This is a genomic window from Brevibacillus sp. MS2.2 (assembly GCF_013284345.1).
GTDB classification, from domain to species: Bacteria; Bacillota; Bacilli; order Brevibacillales; family Brevibacillaceae; genus Brevibacillus; species Brevibacillus brevis_C.
Genome location: NZ_JABSUZ010000008.1, coordinates 197,746 through 212,081, shown reverse-complemented (window position 1 = coordinate 212,081; position 14,336 = coordinate 197,746). Strand labels below are relative to the sequence as shown.

The 14,336-nt window shown below is 48.8% G+C and carries 19 protein-coding genes; 15 read left to right on the top strand and 4 right to left on the bottom strand.

Annotation, left to right across the window (positions count from 1 at the left end; all coding sequences use genetic code 11):
- The first annotated feature begins 27 nt into the window (after positions 1 to 27).
- The 9 genes from HP568_RS10255 (at position 28) to HP568_RS10215 (ending at position 6,747) form a co-directional block, all read left to right on the top strand.
- Entirely contained in the window at positions 28 to 657 is a 630-nt protein-coding gene (locus HP568_RS10255) for a TetR/AcrR family transcriptional regulator (RefSeq protein ID WP_048033941.1), read from the top strand.
- A 7-nt stretch (positions 658 to 664) separates the two neighbouring features.
- Positions 665 to 1,369 (top strand): MBL fold metallo-hydrolase, encoded by a 705-nt coding sequence (locus HP568_RS10250; protein WP_173629006.1) that lies wholly within the window; start codon positions 665 to 667, stop codon positions 1,367 to 1,369.
- A gap of 73 nt (positions 1,370 to 1,442) precedes the next feature.
- Positions 1,443 to 1,922, top strand: a complete 480-nt coding sequence (locus HP568_RS10245; protein ID WP_173629005.1) for a hypothetical protein — start codon at positions 1,443 to 1,445, stop codon at positions 1,920 to 1,922.
- A gap of 85 nt (positions 1,923 to 2,007) precedes the next feature.
- On the top strand, positions 2,008 to 2,928 hold the full coding sequence (locus HP568_RS10240) for an RluA family pseudouridine synthase (protein WP_173629004.1): 921 nt from the start codon (positions 2,008 to 2,010) through the stop codon (positions 2,926 to 2,928).
- Positions 2,929 to 3,210: 282 nt separating this feature from the next.
- Positions 3,211 to 4,128 carry a fumarylacetoacetate hydrolase family protein gene (locus HP568_RS10235; protein WP_173629003.1) on the top strand — a complete coding sequence of 306 codons (918 nt, stop codon included), beginning with the start codon at positions 3,211 to 3,213 and terminating at the stop codon, positions 4,126 to 4,128.
- Positions 4,129 to 4,153: 25 nt separating this feature from the next.
- Positions 4,154 to 5,314: a homogentisate 1,2-dioxygenase gene (locus tag HP568_RS10230; protein ID WP_173629002.1), complete on the top strand. Its 1,161-nt coding sequence runs from the start codon at positions 4,154 to 4,156 to the stop codon at positions 5,312 to 5,314.
- Between the two features lie 19 nt (positions 5,315 to 5,333).
- Positions 5,334 to 5,954: a flavin reductase family protein gene (locus tag HP568_RS10225; protein WP_173629001.1), complete on the top strand. Its 621-nt coding sequence runs from the start codon at positions 5,334 to 5,336 to the stop codon at positions 5,952 to 5,954.
- A 116-nt stretch (positions 5,955 to 6,070) separates the two neighbouring features.
- On the top strand, positions 6,071 to 6,418 hold the full coding sequence (locus tag HP568_RS10220; protein WP_173629000.1) for a PspC domain-containing protein: 348 nt from the start codon (positions 6,071 to 6,073) through the stop codon (positions 6,416 to 6,418).
- Between the two features lie 149 nt (positions 6,419 to 6,567).
- Positions 6,568 to 6,747 carry a hypothetical protein gene (locus HP568_RS10215; protein ID WP_048033934.1) on the top strand — a complete coding sequence of 60 codons (180 nt, stop codon included), beginning with the start codon at positions 6,568 to 6,570 and terminating at the stop codon, positions 6,745 to 6,747.
- 65 nt (positions 6,748 to 6,812) lie between these two features.
- Here the strand turns inward: HP568_RS10215 and HP568_RS10210 are convergent, their stop codons facing one another.
- From HP568_RS10210 to map, 3 genes are all read right to left on the bottom strand, one after another.
- Positions 6,813 to 7,409, bottom strand: a complete 597-nt coding sequence (locus HP568_RS10210) for a TetR/AcrR family transcriptional regulator (RefSeq protein WP_048033933.1) — start codon at positions 7,407 to 7,409, stop codon at positions 6,813 to 6,815.
- 14 nt (positions 7,410 to 7,423) lie between these two features.
- On the bottom strand, positions 7,424 to 8,449 hold the full coding sequence (locus HP568_RS10205; protein WP_173628999.1) for an LLM class flavin-dependent oxidoreductase: 1,026 nt from the start codon (positions 8,447 to 8,449) through the stop codon (positions 7,424 to 7,426).
- Positions 8,450 to 8,628: 179 nt separating this feature from the next.
- On the bottom strand, positions 8,629 to 9,375 hold the full coding sequence (gene map / locus HP568_RS10200; RefSeq protein WP_173628998.1) for a type I methionyl aminopeptidase: 747 nt from the start codon (positions 9,373 to 9,375) through the stop codon (positions 8,629 to 8,631).
- A gap of 132 nt (positions 9,376 to 9,507) precedes the next feature.
- On the opposite strand from map, the gene nadE reads away from it, so the two are divergent.
- From nadE to HP568_RS10185, 3 genes are all read left to right on the top strand, one after another.
- The gene (gene nadE / locus HP568_RS10195; protein WP_173628997.1) at positions 9,508 to 10,260 is read left to right on the top strand and encodes an NAD(+) synthase; all 753 of its coding nucleotides are present in this window, start codon (positions 9,508 to 9,510) and stop codon (positions 10,258 to 10,260) included.
- A 2-nt stretch (positions 10,261 to 10,262) separates the two neighbouring features.
- Entirely contained in the window at positions 10,263 to 11,087 is an 825-nt protein-coding gene (locus HP568_RS10190) for an MBL fold metallo-hydrolase (RefSeq protein WP_173628996.1), read from the top strand.
- Between the two features lie 64 nt (positions 11,088 to 11,151).
- Positions 11,152 to 11,373: a hypothetical protein gene (locus HP568_RS10185; RefSeq protein WP_048033928.1), complete on the top strand. Its 222-nt coding sequence runs from the start codon at positions 11,152 to 11,154 to the stop codon at positions 11,371 to 11,373.
- A 64-nt stretch (positions 11,374 to 11,437) separates the two neighbouring features.
- Here HP568_RS10185 and HP568_RS10180 read toward each other — a convergent pair whose 3' ends face one another.
- Positions 11,438 to 11,923 carry a DUF2062 domain-containing protein gene (locus tag HP568_RS10180; protein ID WP_173628995.1) on the bottom strand — a complete coding sequence of 162 codons (486 nt, stop codon included), beginning with the start codon at positions 11,921 to 11,923 and terminating at the stop codon, positions 11,438 to 11,440.
- A 211-nt stretch (positions 11,924 to 12,134) separates the two neighbouring features.
- Here HP568_RS10180 and HP568_RS10175 point away from each other — a divergent pair, with 211 nt between their 5' ends.
- From HP568_RS10175 to HP568_RS10165, 3 genes are read left to right on the top strand one after another with little or no spacing between them, the layout of a single operon-like run.
- Positions 12,135 to 12,764 carry a DedA family protein gene (locus tag HP568_RS10175; protein WP_048035903.1) on the top strand — a complete coding sequence of 210 codons (630 nt, stop codon included), beginning with the start codon at positions 12,135 to 12,137 and terminating at the stop codon, positions 12,762 to 12,764.
- Positions 12,757 to 13,275, top strand: a complete 519-nt coding sequence (locus HP568_RS10170) for a YkvA family protein (RefSeq protein WP_048033926.1) — start codon at positions 12,757 to 12,759, stop codon at positions 13,273 to 13,275. Before HP568_RS10175 ends, HP568_RS10170 begins: the two co-directional genes overlap by 8 nt.
- A gap of 19 nt (positions 13,276 to 13,294) precedes the next feature.
- Positions 13,295 to 14,242: a 3'-5' exoribonuclease YhaM family protein gene (locus HP568_RS10165; protein WP_048033925.1), complete on the top strand. Its 948-nt coding sequence runs from the start codon at positions 13,295 to 13,297 to the stop codon at positions 14,240 to 14,242.
- Positions 14,243 to 14,336: the final 94 nt, after the last annotated feature.

Sequence of the window (14,336 nt, the reverse complement as noted above, 5' to 3'; positions counted from 1 at the left end):
TGAGAAGCAAGGAGCTGAATATCTCGCATGGCAAGCAAACAAGAAATACGCTCAGAAGAAACGAAACGGGCGATTTTGACGGCGGCAGCAGACCTTTTCGCAACCCGAGGCTTTGATACGGTATCCATCAGGGAAATCGCCAAAGCAGCCGGCTGTTCCCATACAACCCTCTATATTTATTTCAAGGACAAAGAAGCTCTGCTTCATCATCTATCCAAGGAACCTTTGCAAAGCTTGGCTCTACAAATGGAAGAAACACTTTCCAAACACGGACGAACACCAGAAGAGAACCTGCGTGAAATCAGCAGTCAATTCATCCACTTTTGCTTGCGCAATCGAACGATGTATACCCTATTCTTCATGATCAAAGCCTCTCGGATCGATGTAGAGGAGCCGGAAAAAGACTTGCAAACGCTGCGGAATCAATTGTTTGGTTTATTGAGGGAGGCTGTAAGACGTTGCTTGCCAAGTGACATAGAGGAAGAAAAAGCACTGGCTCATGCACGGATTTACTTCTACACGTTGCATGGCATCGTCGGTACGTATACACATTCCGAAGAACCATTGGACAGCTTGATAGAAAGGCTGGCACCTACATTCGCTTTAGCTGTAGATGTTTTTCTCGCAGGAAGTCAAAAAATAATGAACAGGGAGTGACGAGAGAATGATCAGAGTGGAGCAAATCTCGGCGAACATTTGGTGTATCAAAGCGTGGTTGTTGATTCCTTTGCGGGTCTGGATTGTCAGGGAGGAAGATGGCGTTACGCTCGTTGATGCAGGGATGCCATTTATGACGAAACGGATTATGGCTTTTATCAAACAGTTGAATGCAGGACCACTCAAACGAATTTTGCTGACGCATGGTCATTCGGATCATGTGGGGGCCGTAAAAAAAATCGCGGTGGCAGAATCTGTACCAGTCTTTGCCCATCGAATCGAGATACCTTATATGGAAGGGAAAGAGCTGTATCCTCGTCGTAAAAAGCTGGAAGTAAACGTCCAGCCTGGCCTGGCTCAGTCTTTGCCAGAGGATGCCGAAGGGAATATAGCTCCCATTGGCGAATTGCAACCTTATCTGACACCTGGTCATTCTCCGGGGCATGTGGTGTATTATCACGAAAAGGATGGAGTTCTTTTGGCGGGAGACTTGTTTACTTCCAAACGCGGCAGATTGCATCGTCCCATGCCTATGTTTACGGCGGATATGGCTGAAGCACTCAAAAGCAGTTTGATCGTCGGCCAATTGCGACCACGCTATTTGGAAGTATGCCATGGCAAGCCAATCGAAAATCCGGCAGAACAACTTGATGACTATGTAAAAGAGGTCTCTACTACTTTTTCGATTCCTGCTCGTGTTTGGCAATCATAGGGCAATGATCGACTGAGCCAAGTTGTATGAAACGAATCCCCTTTTTCTCGCGTCATAGGTTTGAGGTGATTGGATGAAAAAGGTAGGATGGCTTGGTCAACTATTTCTGATAGCGACACTATTACTGACAGGGTGTGGGAACGGATCGTCCGCGCAAGGGACTTCGCAGCTTGGGGAACCACCACAGCCAGTCATTGAATGGAGCGGAAAAACTGCTGCGACGGTGCCTGCATCTTCCTGCTGGAGCTATAATAGCGAGGCGATTTGCAAGGATACGGCGGCACCACCGGAACTCGTCGCAGAGCAAAAGCCTGCGCCCCTGCAAGTAAAGCCTGGTGCGACGCTGACCGTCACTTTTGCCCAGCAGCCAACTGCAAATACACTCAAGGTAACCCAATGGAACGGTATGAATGAAGTTGAGCAAGCAGTAGAAAACGGCAATCAGTGGAAAGCACCCGAACAGCCGGGCTGGTATTTGTTCGATGTTCGCGGTCAGTGGACGCAAGGTGATGCAGGTCATGCATTTGTCATCGAAGTGAAAGACAACATCTGATAGACACCCCAGACGGTTATGGCCAAACAGCCATGATCGTTTTTTGTTATACTGAGGGGAAGGGAAGACTTAAAGGAGAGACAACATGCTAGAAGAATTAATAAGCTTTACGGTTGATGAGGCAGATGCAGGGCAAACCGTGCGAGAAGTACTGCAAAAGCGGTATGGTGTATCTCGTCGTTTGCTCATTCGTGCCAAGTTTAAAGGCTCCATTACACGGAATGGCGTCCTCGTATTCGTGAACGAAAAATTGAATGCCGGCGATAAAATAGCAGTCATGGTTGAAGAAGAGGCGGAAGAGACCGTTGCCCCAGAGGACATGCCGCTCTCCATCCGTTACGAGGACGAGGATTTGATGGTCATCGCAAAGCCAGCGGGATTGGTCGTTCATCCGACAGGAAATCATCCCAGTGGGACTTTGGCCAACGGGATGATCGCTTATTGGAAAAAGCGTGGTGAGCACAGAAAGTTCCGAGCGGTGAACCGTTTGGATAAAGATACATCAGGCTTGATGATCGTAGCCAAGAATCAATGGGCGCATGAACAATTCAGCCGCATGCAGCAGATCAGGACGTTGCAGCGGACCTATCGAGCTATCGTTCAAGGGCTCGTGGAGTCAGACGAAGGTACGATTGACTCGCCGATTGGTCTGGCGGAAAATTCGTTTATCACCAGACAGGTAAGGCCGGATGGGCAGACAGCTGTTACCCATTATCGTGTGCTTGCCCGAGGGGAAGGAATGAGTTTTGTCGAGGTGAAGTTGGAGACAGGGCGCACGCATCAGATTCGCGTACATATGAGCAGTGAAGGGCACCCACTTGCAGGAGATGATCTGTACGGGGGAGAACGGGAGCATATCGGCAGACAAGCTTTGCATGCATGGGGGCTATCCTTTGTCCATCCGCGTAGCGGTCTTGCGATGAACTGGGAGGAGCCGCTGCCAAGTGATACGGAGCAGCTCGTCCAACAATTTTTTCCCGATTATCCGTGCAAGGAAATGACCTAGGCGAAAAATTTCGTCATTTCCCTCTGGAAAGCTGTAAGCGTTTTCGATATGATAGAAGAAATTCGTTACAAACATTGGAAACACAACAGAGAATAGCTGGCTGTCTGCGGGGGAAAATCCCGCAAAGATTTTTTTCAGTAGCAGACGAGACCCAGCTTGCGCCTGATGCCTGTTTCGGATCGTTTTGACAAAGAGGGCCTCCCTTTTTATTTTTGTCATGCACCGGAATTGCCTTGGGGGTGAGCTGGGTTTTCTTATTGCCCAAGAGAAGGAGAGGGTTTCATGAAGCTGGTTTCCTATCGAGAAAGGGAAAGGGATGCTTGGCGAGCGGGGCTCTTGCACGAAGGAAAAGTCAAAGATATTGCACATGCTTGCCCGGAGGCGCCGAGTACAGTGCTTGGTTTACTCGAGGAGTGGGCGAACTGGTTACCCGTTCTCCAAAAAGCATACGAGGCACAGGATGGTTGGGATTTAGAGCAAGTCGTGCTAGGTTCGCCACTCCCACGTCCCGTCAGCTTTCGTGACTTTTACGCCTTCGAGGCCCATGTGAAGACAGCACGAGCGAAACGCGGACTTCCGATGGTGCCCGAATGGTATCACTTCCCCGTCTTTTATTTTTCGAATGCAGCAGCTTTTACAGGGACGCAAGCGAATATTCGCAGACCTAAAGCAACCGAGTGGCTGGACTATGAGCTGGAGATTGCCTGCGTGATAGGAAAAGCAGGAGTAAACATTCCAGTAGAACGAGCGGAAGAGCACATCGCAGGATATTGTATCTTAAACGACTGGAGCGCTCGGGACATACAACGGGAAGAGGTCAAGGTCGGCTTAGGGCCAGCCAAAGGCAAAGATTTCGCAACGTCCATGGGACCGTGGCTGGTTACACCGGAGGAGCTGGCGGATGTACGCATCACAGGCGAAAAGGGCAGCCGCTACGATCTGGAGATGGTGGCACGAATCAATGGTAGGGAGTATTCAAAAGGAAACTTCAAAGACATTCACTATACATTCGCTGAAATGATTGCCCGCGCCTCAGAGGATTGCTCCTTGTATCCCGGAGATGTTATCGGATCGGGAACGGTAGGGACTGGCTGCATTTTGGAGCTCGGGACAGAGCAGTATGCTTGGCTTGCGCCAGGTGATGTAGTGGAGCTAGAGGTGGAACGCCTCGGTGTGCTTCGCAATACGATTTGTGAATAAGGATGAAAAAAGGAGGAAGGAACGTATGGCTTTTTATCAACGAATGGGGGAAGTTCCACAAAAGCGGCATACGACATTTTACAAGCCGGATGGGGGACTGTACCGCGAGCAAGTGATGGGAACCAAAGGGTTTTCCGGAATTCAATCCATTCTGTATCACCACAATCCACCAACCCAAGTGAGGGAGACGCGCAAATACGCAGACGTCCGCTTGGAATATGTGGAGCAGGTTGATTTAAAGCATCAGCATTTTAAAACGTTTGATGTTCAGCCGGGTGGGGACCCGATTTTCGGACGTCGCTACATGCTGGGGAATAACGATGTCGTCATGGCAGTATGCGCACCGACAGAGCCGATGGATTACTTTTATCGCAATGCGGATGGGGATGAAGTTGTCTTTGTCCATCAAGGTGAGGGAGAGCTGCAAACGATTTTCGGTACACTCACTTACAAGCCGGGCGACTACCTCGTTATTCCGATCGGCACGACCTATCGGATAGTACCTTCTGTGCAGAGTCGTTTCCTCGTCATCGAGTCACAGAATGAGATCGTGCCACCGAAGCGTTATCGCAACGAGCATGGTCAATTGTTGGAACATTCGCCGTTTTGTGAACGTGATATTCGTTTGCCGGAAAAATTGGTGACACATGTGGAAAGCGGAGACTTCGAAGTGCGCGTCAAACGCCAATCTGTGGTCTACAGCTACTTCTTTGACTTCCATCCGTTCGATGTTGTGGGCTGGGACGGTTATTTGTATCCGTATGCACTGAGTGTTCATGATTTTGAACCGATTACTGGACGCATTCATCAACCACCACCTGTCCATCAAACCTTTGCCGGTCAAAACTTTGTCATCTGCTCGTTCGTTCCGCGGATGTATGACTATCATCCGCAAGCAATCCCTGCGCCTTACTACCACAGTAATGTAGAAAGTGACGAGGTGTTATACTACGTTGATGGCAATTTTATGAGCAGAAAAGGTATTTACGAGGGTTCGATCACTCTGCATCCAATGGGGATTCCTCACGGGCCGCATCCAGGCAAGGTAGAGGCGAGCATTGGGAAAAAAGAAACGCAGGAGCTTGCTGTTATGCTGGACACATTCCACCCGCTTCACGTTACAAAGCAAGCGTTGGAAATCGAGGATGAGGCATACATGTCAAGCTGGTTGCCACCGCAGGAATAGGAAGAGGTGCAAAAACGCAATGGAAATCGCTATTCACGAGATTGAACGGCAGGAAAAATACAAGCTCTTGATCGGTTGCATCGTCCCGCGGCCGATCGCTTGGGTCACCTCCTTAGGGGAGGGGGCGATCGTCAATGCCGCTCCTTTCAGCTATTTTAATGTCGCCAGCATTGAACCGATGATGGTTTCAGTTGCCGTCATGCGCAAGCCGGGGAGTGTCCCAAAGGATACGGCACGAAACATCATGCAAACGGGAGAATTCGTGGTGAATATGGTGGACGTACACAATGTGGATGCAGTCAATCAGACTTCTGCTGATTATCCGCCAGAGATCAGTGAAGTAGAGGCAGTGGGGCTGGAAGTTGCCCCATCTGTTCTCGTCAAGGTGCCGAGACTACGTGCATCCCGCATCCATTTTGAGTGCAAGCTGCATCAGATTGTGGAATTAGGTAGTCCGACCACATCGGATTTGATTATCGGGGAAGTGGTGCATGTACATGTAGAAGATGAGCTGTATCATGCAGGACGGATTGATGCTACAGCGTTTGCACCCGTTAGCAGATTAGCAGGCCATACGTATGCGACTCTGGGCGAACAGTTTGATCGTCCCCGCCCCGTTTATGAGCCGCCTGCCAAGTGATTGATCTCCGTCCAGCGACGGAGGACAAATCCCTCTACGGACCATTTTACCGGATTCGCCTATCGGGTATCCTGTAGATACAAGGCAAGCGGATACTGTAGAGAGGGTGGAATGCAATGATGGAAAGACGACTATACCGTTCTCATGATAAACGGTTATTTGGAGTTTGTGGTGGGATTGCGCAATTTTTGCGCATTGACTCTACGCTGGTACGTGTAGGAGTTGTCGTTCTCACTGTTTTTACAGGAGTACCGATTTTGCTTTACTTGCTAATGGCGATGATCATGCCAAAGGAACCGCAATGGTCATACGCTTCAGACGGTTTTCCGATGCATGATGTACCATATAGTGGACATACACGTATGAACGATTTGGATCAGGAGATTGACCGTCTGGAGAAGCGTGCTTTGGTACAGGAAGTGTATCGCCTGCGTGAAGAATTGGGCAAATACAAGGGACTGTAAAGTAAAGAAGAGACTTCCAGGGCTTTACGCTCACGGGAAGTCTCTTTTCACTTTTACCTATTTTGATCCCACAAAAAAATTGGTCAGCAACTTCTGGAGATCGCTGCATAACATGTAAGGTGGAAAACCTACATAGGGAGGGAAAAGCAGTGTATCTCGGCGTGTTCGATTTGAATCAGCGTTTGGAGCAAACCCGCAAAATCCTGCGGGAAAAGCAACATCTGAAAAAACTGATTGAAGAAGACATCCATGACTTGGAACAAGACGTCAAAGAATTAGAAGCGATGACGACGAAACAAGACAAGTATGCAACCAGTGCTCAGCGCTAAAACAGCTCTATGCGCGACAAAAAGAGGAAGTGGCAACTGCCCGAAGAAGGCAGGGAGCCACTTTTTTAATTGTGAAGCGCTTGATCCAAAACCTTTTCTACGATGGCTGGAACCATGCGGATCGCTGCACTATCGGTTCCGTATGTCTGGCTGTCCGCGTAAGCACCTTCCATCAACAAGATAAGCGTATAGGCCAGCTCGCATGGATTTGCAGCGCCAAGGGCAGTCGTGCGGTCCAAAAAAGCGTCGCGGATGCGTTTCTGATGAGAGCAAACCAACTCGCGAACAGGATGAACCGGATCAGGAAACTCGACAGCTACATTGATAAAGCAACAGCCGCGAAATTCCTCGTTGGTCGCTCGCTCAGCCAGATCAGCAAAAAACTGAATGATTTGCTCTCGTGGCCGATTGGGATGCTTGGCGATGCTCTCTTCCCACTCTTGCCAAAATACGTTTTGCTTTCGGGTCATGTAGGCGAGAATCAGATCCGTTTTCGAGGAAAACTGCCGATAGACGCTCATTTTATTCATTCCGGCACGCTCGACGATGGCATCTACACTGACGGCATGGATTCCTTCTTGATAAAACAATTCTTCTGCAGCGTTCAAGATGATCTCTTGTGCTTTTTCACGAGGCACGCGAGGACGTTTTGCTTCCGTCATATACCATCCCCCATTTAGGACTTCCAGACGTCAGCGACAATTTCAAAAGAGCGAACACGATCAGCATGGTGGTACATTTGCGTCGTAATCATGAGCTCATCTGCGCCTGTAGCATCGAGCAACTCTTGCATTTTGCTTTTCACGGTAGCAGGGCTGCCGATGATGGAAGAACGCAACTGTGCTTGGACAGACAGTTTTTCGAATTCACTCCATAGCTCATCCATATTGTCCACAGGTGGTTGGATTGGCTTGAGATCGCCGCGGACGAGATTTAAGAATGCCTGGTAATGGGAGGTAGCCAGTCGATTTGCGAGCTCATCTGTATCGGCTGCCATCACGTTGACGCCAACCATGGCATATGGCTGATCCAGCACTTCCGATGGACGGAAACAATGACGATACGTCTGCAACGCAGGCAATGTAAAGTTAGGCGAAAAATGTCCAGCAAATGCAAAAGGCAATCCGAGCATACCCGCCAGTCGCGCTGAGAAATCGCTGGAACCGAGCAGCCAGATCGGGATGTTCAGACCTTCGCCAGGAATAGCGCGGATGGCTGATGACGACTCGCTTGTTCGTGGACGAAGATATTCACGCAGCTCCTCCAATAACTCCGGGAAATCCTCTCCACCAACCCGCAAATCGCGGCGTAGCGCACGTGCTGTTCGTTGGTCCGCTCCGGGTGCGCGTCCCAAACCTAAGTCGATCCGGCCTGGATAGAGAGACTCCAGTGTCCCGAATTGCTCGGCGATCACGAGTGGAGCATGATTGGGCAGCATAATGCCGCCTGAGCCAACACGGATTTTGCTGGTGCCTCCGGCAATGTAACCGATGAGAACAGAGGTGGCAGAGCTGGCTACGCTGGGCATTGCGTGGTGTTCGGCAAGCCAATAACGAGTAAAGCCCCATTTTTCCACCTGCTGCGCTAGATTAAGACTGTTTTTATACGATTCAGCGGCGTTGCTACCCTCGGTTATAGGTGCTAAATCGAGAACGGACAATGGGATATCTCGTAGTTGCTTCGAGGAGATTGTATCGGACATGGGATGAAACCCTCCTTGTACTTAGCGGTTGCTGGTCGGATAAGATTGTTACTGGGTAGTAACAAAACGTACTTGCATCATACGGAGCAGAAGAAGGGATGTCAACGCTTGGATGTGCGACCGAGCACATTGGGAGAAAAAGAAAAAGCCCTGACAATGCAAGGGCTTTACGTACATCCTTATTGTTTTGTTAAGATTACAGGTCCATTCGCGGTAATAGCGAGGGTGTGCTCGAATTGAGCGGACAGCTTCCCATCGCGAGTACGTGCTGTCCAACCATCTTCATCGACCGTCGCATGGTACGTCCCGATGTTCAGCATGGGCTCAATGGTAATGACCATGCCTTCTTTGAGGCGTTGACCTCTGCCAGGAGGGCCAAAGTGAGGAACGAACGGCTCCTCATGCATTTCCTGACCAATACCATGTCCGGTAAAATCACGCACGACAGAATAGCCTTGTGCTTGTGCATACGTTTGGATGGCGTGGGAAATGTCACCGATCCGATTGCCTACGACAGCTTGCTCAATACCGAGATACAGCGATTTTTCAGTGACTTCCAGCAGTCTTTTCGCTTCTGGGGACACTGTTCCCACTTCATAAGACCAAGCGGAGTCAGCCAGCCAGCCGTTTTTGCGAACAACCATGTCGATAGTGACGATATCGCCATCATGCAAAGGCTCTTTTTTTGGGAAGCCATGGCAGATAACATCATTTACTGAACCGCATGTGGCATAGGGATATCCATGAAACCCTTTTTGCTCAGGGGTCGCGCCATTTTCAGCCAAAAATTCTTCTACGAATTGATCAATCTCCCAGGTAGAAATGCCTGGACGAATCATCTTGGCAATCTCACGATGACAAGCAGCCAAAATTTTGCCTGCTGCATGCATGAGTTCAATTTCTTCAGGTGTCTTGAGGATAATCATCGACTCTCTCCTTCTCCTCGTTAGTCAAGAACTCTTTATAGTATATAGTGTAGTCCCGTTCTGCGCCAATTGCCACACCGAAAACGGCATGGTAGGATGAGGGAGAAATAATCAACCCTGGGGGTAGGTAGCGTGGACAAGTTTCAAGAACATCTGGCGAACTACCAGATTCATGTAAAAGAAGACGTGGAAAAACGTGTTGCCTTTATTCGTGAGCAAATTGACGGAAATGGTCTCGGCGGTGCAGTCGTCGGTATTTCTGGTGGGATTGACAGTGCCGTTACGGCAGCGCTGTGTGTTCGTGCATTAGGCTCTGAACGTGTCATTGGCGTTTGGTTGCCTGCTTACTCGCAAACCGTTCATGAAACAGATTCCAAGCGACTTGCTGAAGCGATTGGATTCAATTTGCACACGGTTGATGTAGGGCCTGCTTACGACGCTTTGGTTCCTGCTATCGAGAGTGTACTTGGGCTTGATGACAAAACAAAAGGAAATACAAAGGCTCGTTTGCGCATGACAGTGTTGTACGCCATCGCGAACCAAAAAGGATACCTGGTAGCGGATACGTGCAACCGCAGCGAGATTTATGTTGGCTATATGACAAAAGGCGGAGACGGTCTTGCCGACTTTAATCCAGTAGCAAGCCTGACGAAGCATGAGATGCGAATTCTCGCTGCTGAGCTCGGGGTGCCTGGAGAGATCATTACGAAGCCGCCTTCTGCCGATTTGTGGGAAGGGCAGACGGATGAACAGGAGATGGGCTTCACCTATGAGGACCTGGATCGTTTGCTGATTACAGGCGAAACTCGACCGGAGGCCAAAGAACGCATCGATTACCTGCATCGAATCTCTGAGCATAAGCGCAACATCATGCCAGGCATATAGATATGCCACAATCCTACAAGCTGTTTACAAGTTGTCTGTGGCAAACGACCAGTGCAGTCGTATCAACAGAGCAACGTCTCTACTTGTTTGATCCGGCCTATTTTCCACATGAGATAGAGGCGATTGCTGACTATGTGCAAAGGGAGAGGAATGGAAGAGAGCTCGTTCTCGTCCTGACTCACGGAGATTGGGATCATGTTGTCGGGGTCGGCAAATTTCCGGATGCCACAATCATTGCACAAAAGGAAATCCTCACCGATGGACGGATCGAGGGTAAGCTGAACAAGGCAAAGCGGTTTGATGGCTCGTATTACGTGGTCAGATCGTATGAAGTAGGAATGCCGAAGTTCACGAAATTTGTGGGGGATGCACAAGATTGGCAGGAGGTCTTGTTCCTGCCTGTACCAGGACATACACCTGATCAGATGGCGACCTTGTTCCGGGAGCAGAAGCTGCTTGTTGTCGGTGACATGCTATCCAATTTAGAGTTCCCGTTTATCGATGACAGCAGTGCCTATTTGGAGAGTCTGGAAAAAATCGAGCGGTTGGTCCTTCTAGGAGAGGTGGAAGAAGTCATTCCTGGACACGGAGTACCTGCAAAAGGACGCGAGGAAATTCTGCATCGAATTGCACGTGATCGCCAGTATTTGTTGGATGCACGTGCAGTTGTTTTCGAAGGGATCGCCAATAATGTAGGGGAAGATGTACTTACAGAGCAGTTTTCCCAACTGATGTATGATGGTGTATCGATCGATGAACATCTCCGTTCTGCCCATGACCAAAACCGGGATCAACTATGCAAGGAAGCTATTTCGCAGAAAGGTTGATTATTCCACGGTTTTATAAGATAATAGGGGTTACGCAAATCTTTCTAGGAAAGAGGTGGAACAGATGTCTACGACTGAATTGATGCTGAGAACAAGTCTGGAAGGACGTGTGAAGCGTACGTTGCAAACGTACTTCCGTCGCCCTAACGACGTGTTGATCAAGGAAAGCCTCGGAGCGAACGGTTTGTCCCCAGAGCAAGTGGAAGTAACCGTGGAGCTCTTGAAAGAAGACAAAACTGTTGCCGAAATCATGGAGCACCTGCACGATCAAGGCTACTTTGCATAACATTGCGAGCAAAAAAGACCGGACTGACATTCGATTGTCGGACCGGTCTTTTTCGTTCGAGCGACTAAGGAGTAGGGCTTTCCTCAGGCAATGAGCGCCGTAATTTCTTGCGGCGATACAATTGAAGGCCAGTTAAAACGAGAAAGTAGCTCATGAACGCGACAATCAGTCCCATGATGGCACTCCCGGTAAAATAGACAAGTCCTTTTTCTCTCACCCAGACAAGCCATTGCATCCCGGACTCGTGATGGATCAAATGCCCTTGTAACGGTTTGCCGATCAACACGTATCCAATATTGTAATTAAAAAGGATGAAAAGCGGTAAGATGAGCTTTCCGATGACAAACGCAACCAAACCAGCGGGCAAACTGGCACGAAACAGCTTGCAAAGCGGGAAAAGCAATAAAAACGCGAGGCCAAAAGTAGGCAGGGTAATGAACTCGATGAAGATTCCGAGCGAAAATCCGCGGGCGACAAAAGCTGGAGCCCCTTTCATTCTCAGCACCTTGTAGTATTCGAATTTTAGCTTTCGATATGTTTTTTTCCACATCCGTGCTATCCCTCGTTTGTCCCAAGTCATTTGTCTGTAATATCCCCTAAGGGTAAGGCGAATGGTGAAGCTGGATTCGTTTTCAATTGATGTTGTAGAGTATCTCCAAGTTGGCAAAAATTAATAGTTGCCATACGAGCTCTGATTTGTGAATGCGCCTTTCTTTTGGCATAATGGAAGAGGGCAGCTTGCTGGAAAAGTGGTGACATTCGTGGAAGATGTAATGGGAACCTTCGGTGACTATATTGCTCAATATGGGTATGGCGCCTTGTTTGGATTGTTCTTTCTAGGAATTTTGGGGATGCCCTTGCCTGAAGAAACGCTGCTCGTTTTTTCTGGATTTCTTGTCTCAACGGGAAAATTGGAATATTGGCCTACTTTTTTCGTCTGCTTTCTCGGTTCCGTTACAGCGATGACGGTGGCATACTGGATCGGCAGAACATTAGGCTACACTTTTCTCGAACGATATGGGAAACGACTGGGAATGGGCTATACGGTTTACAAAAAAACGGAAGAGTGGTTTAATCGCGTCGGTAAATGGGCGCTTCCGCTAGGCTATTTCATCCCTGGTGTTCGTCAGTTTACGGCCTATTTCGCCGGGATTACGCGATTGCCATTTCCGACTTTCATGCTCTATACCTATTTGGGTGGATTGTTTTGGAGCTTGCTTTTTGTGACGCTTGGCTGGCAATTAGGAGAACGTTGGGATGAGCTGTTTGATTTGATTGCTCGTAACCTCGCGATTTTCTTTATCGCTTTGCTCGCATTGATCGCAGCCTGGTCGTATTTCAGGCACAAGGCGAATGTAAAAAAACAACTACGGAGGGATCAGAATGAGTGAAGAAAACCGCAACGAAAATCTACTGCCTGTGGTTCAGAAGCCGACCGAACTGGTTCCTGTAGTATTACCGGAAAAGCATCAGCGATTTTATGATAAATTGCGTGAGAAAATCGAAGCGTTCATACGAGACAAGGGAGTCAATGATTCTGTAGCCAACTTTATACTGCTTGCACCAGATTTGTTCGTTCTCTTGGCCCGCCTTATGCTGGACAAGCGCGTAGGTGTTCAATCAAAAGCGTTAGCGGGTGTAGCAGTTGCCTACTTCATTACCCCGGTTGATTTTATTCCGGAGGTATTAGTCGGCGGATTCGGACTTGTGGACGACGTCATTTTGGCTGTTTATGCGTTGCGCAAGATTTTGGTGGATATCGATGAATCGATTGTACGTGAGCATTGGAATGGCGAAGAAGACCTCTTGGCTGTCATTACGAAGGTGGTTCGATCAGCGGATGATCTGGTCGGCAAGAAAATAGTGAAAAAGCTGGAAGAAACCCTGTTCCGAAAAAAATAAGCTAGGATGGGACAAATAGATGAAATATTTATTGGATTATCAAGAGGGAGAGCGTGTTGTCGCTTTTTGCTTGATTAAAAACAAGGAAGCAGGCGTAGCGAGTAACCAGAGTGAATACTTGAACTTGGAGTTGGGAGATCGCTCCGGCACCATTAGTGCAAAGCTGTGGGATGTCAATGCAGAAATGAAGGAATGGATTAACGTCAAGGCTGTCGTGAAGATCGACGCTGCCGTCCAAGTGTATCGTGGGAAAAAGCAACTGGTGATTCAACGAATCAGACCGGCTGGTGCATCCGACGAAGTTCAGATGGAGTCACTTATTCCGATCTCGCCAGTTCCAGTAGAGGAACTGTGGACAAAGCTTACCCATGCAGTCGACAGCCTGCAGAGTGCCACGCTCAAGGCCATTATTCAAGAAGCGCTGGCAACAGAGGAGATTCAGGATCGTCTTCGCCATTATCCGGCTGGCGTTCGCATGCACCACAACTATTATCATGGTTTACTCGAGCATATTGTCTCTCTGTTGACGGCGGCACAGAGCCTCTTGCCCCTGTATCCACAAGTAGACAGGGATGTATTGATTGCGACTTGTATCCTACACGATATTGGAAAACTGTACGAGCTGTCTGATCCCATCGCCCCTGACTACACCACGCCAGGTCAGTTAATTGGTCACTTGGTCATGGGAGTCGAGATGGTAAGCGGTATTTGCCGCAAGCTAGATATTTCTTTAGGGGACGCGGAGGTTCTGCACTTGAAGCATTGCATTTTGAGTCATCATGGAGAGGTAGAAAACGGCTGGGGCAGTGCTGTATCTGGAAAAACGCCTACAGCTGTCATGTTCCATTACCTGGATCAGATCGACAGCAAAATGAACGCTTTGAGCCAAACACTAGCGGACATGACAGAAGAAGAGGAATGGGCGTACGCTGGCGTGCTTAGACGTAAAGTCTGGCGCGGGTATTAATGGACCAAAAAGCCAACTGCTAAGCAAAACGAGCAGTTGGCTTTTTTAGATAAATCAGAAACGATTTTGCAGGAAGCTCGTCTTAACAGTAATG

What these genes read in the sequence shown, in the direction of transcription:
- HP568_RS10170 (WP_048033926.1), top strand. Translation starts at nt 12,757, where the DNA reads ATGAGTGAAGAAAACCGCAACGAAAATCTACTGCCTGTGGTTCAGAAG.
- HP568_RS10165 (WP_048033925.1), top strand. Translation starts at nt 13,295, where the DNA reads ATGAAATATTTATTGGATTATCAAGAGGGAGAGCGTGTTGTCGCTTTT.
- HP568_RS10235 (WP_173629003.1), top strand. Translation starts at nt 3,211, where the DNA reads ATGAAGCTGGTTTCCTATCGAGAAAGGGAAAGGGATGCTTGGCGAGCG.
- HP568_RS10245 (WP_173629005.1), top strand. Translation starts at nt 1,443, where the DNA reads ATGAAAAAGGTAGGATGGCTTGGTCAACTATTTCTGATAGCGACACTA.
- HP568_RS10250 (WP_173629006.1), top strand. Translation starts at nt 665, where the DNA reads ATGATCAGAGTGGAGCAAATCTCGGCGAACATTTGGTGTATCAAAGCG.
- HP568_RS10190 (WP_173628996.1), top strand. Translation starts at nt 10,263, where the DNA reads ATGCCACAATCCTACAAGCTGTTTACAAGTTGTCTGTGGCAAACGACC.
- HP568_RS10210 (WP_048033933.1), bottom strand. Translation starts at nt 7,409, where the DNA reads ATGACGGAAGCAAAACGTCCTCGCGTGCCTCGTGAAAAAGCACAAGAG.
- HP568_RS10185 (WP_048033928.1), top strand. Translation starts at nt 11,152, where the DNA reads ATGTCTACGACTGAATTGATGCTGAGAACAAGTCTGGAAGGACGTGTG.
- HP568_RS10220 (WP_173629000.1), top strand. Translation starts at nt 6,071, where the DNA reads ATGATGGAAAGACGACTATACCGTTCTCATGATAAACGGTTATTTGGA.
- HP568_RS10240 (WP_173629004.1), top strand. Translation starts at nt 2,008, where the DNA reads ATGCTAGAAGAATTAATAAGCTTTACGGTTGATGAGGCAGATGCAGGG.
- HP568_RS10255 (WP_048033941.1), top strand. Translation starts at nt 28, where the DNA reads ATGGCAAGCAAACAAGAAATACGCTCAGAAGAAACGAAACGGGCGATT.
- map (WP_173628998.1), bottom strand. Translation starts at nt 9,375, where the DNA reads ATGATTATCCTCAAGACACCTGAAGAAATTGAACTCATGCATGCAGCA.
- HP568_RS10225 (WP_173629001.1), top strand. Translation starts at nt 5,334, where the DNA reads ATGGAAATCGCTATTCACGAGATTGAACGGCAGGAAAAATACAAGCTC.
- HP568_RS10180 (WP_173628995.1), bottom strand. Translation starts at nt 11,923, where the DNA reads ATGTGGAAAAAAACATATCGAAAGCTAAAATTCGAATACTACAAGGTG.
- HP568_RS10230 (WP_173629002.1), top strand. Translation starts at nt 4,154, where the DNA reads ATGGCTTTTTATCAACGAATGGGGGAAGTTCCACAAAAGCGGCATACG.
- HP568_RS10205 (WP_173628999.1), bottom strand. Translation starts at nt 8,449, where the DNA reads ATGTCCGATACAATCTCCTCGAAGCAACTACGAGATATCCCATTGTCC.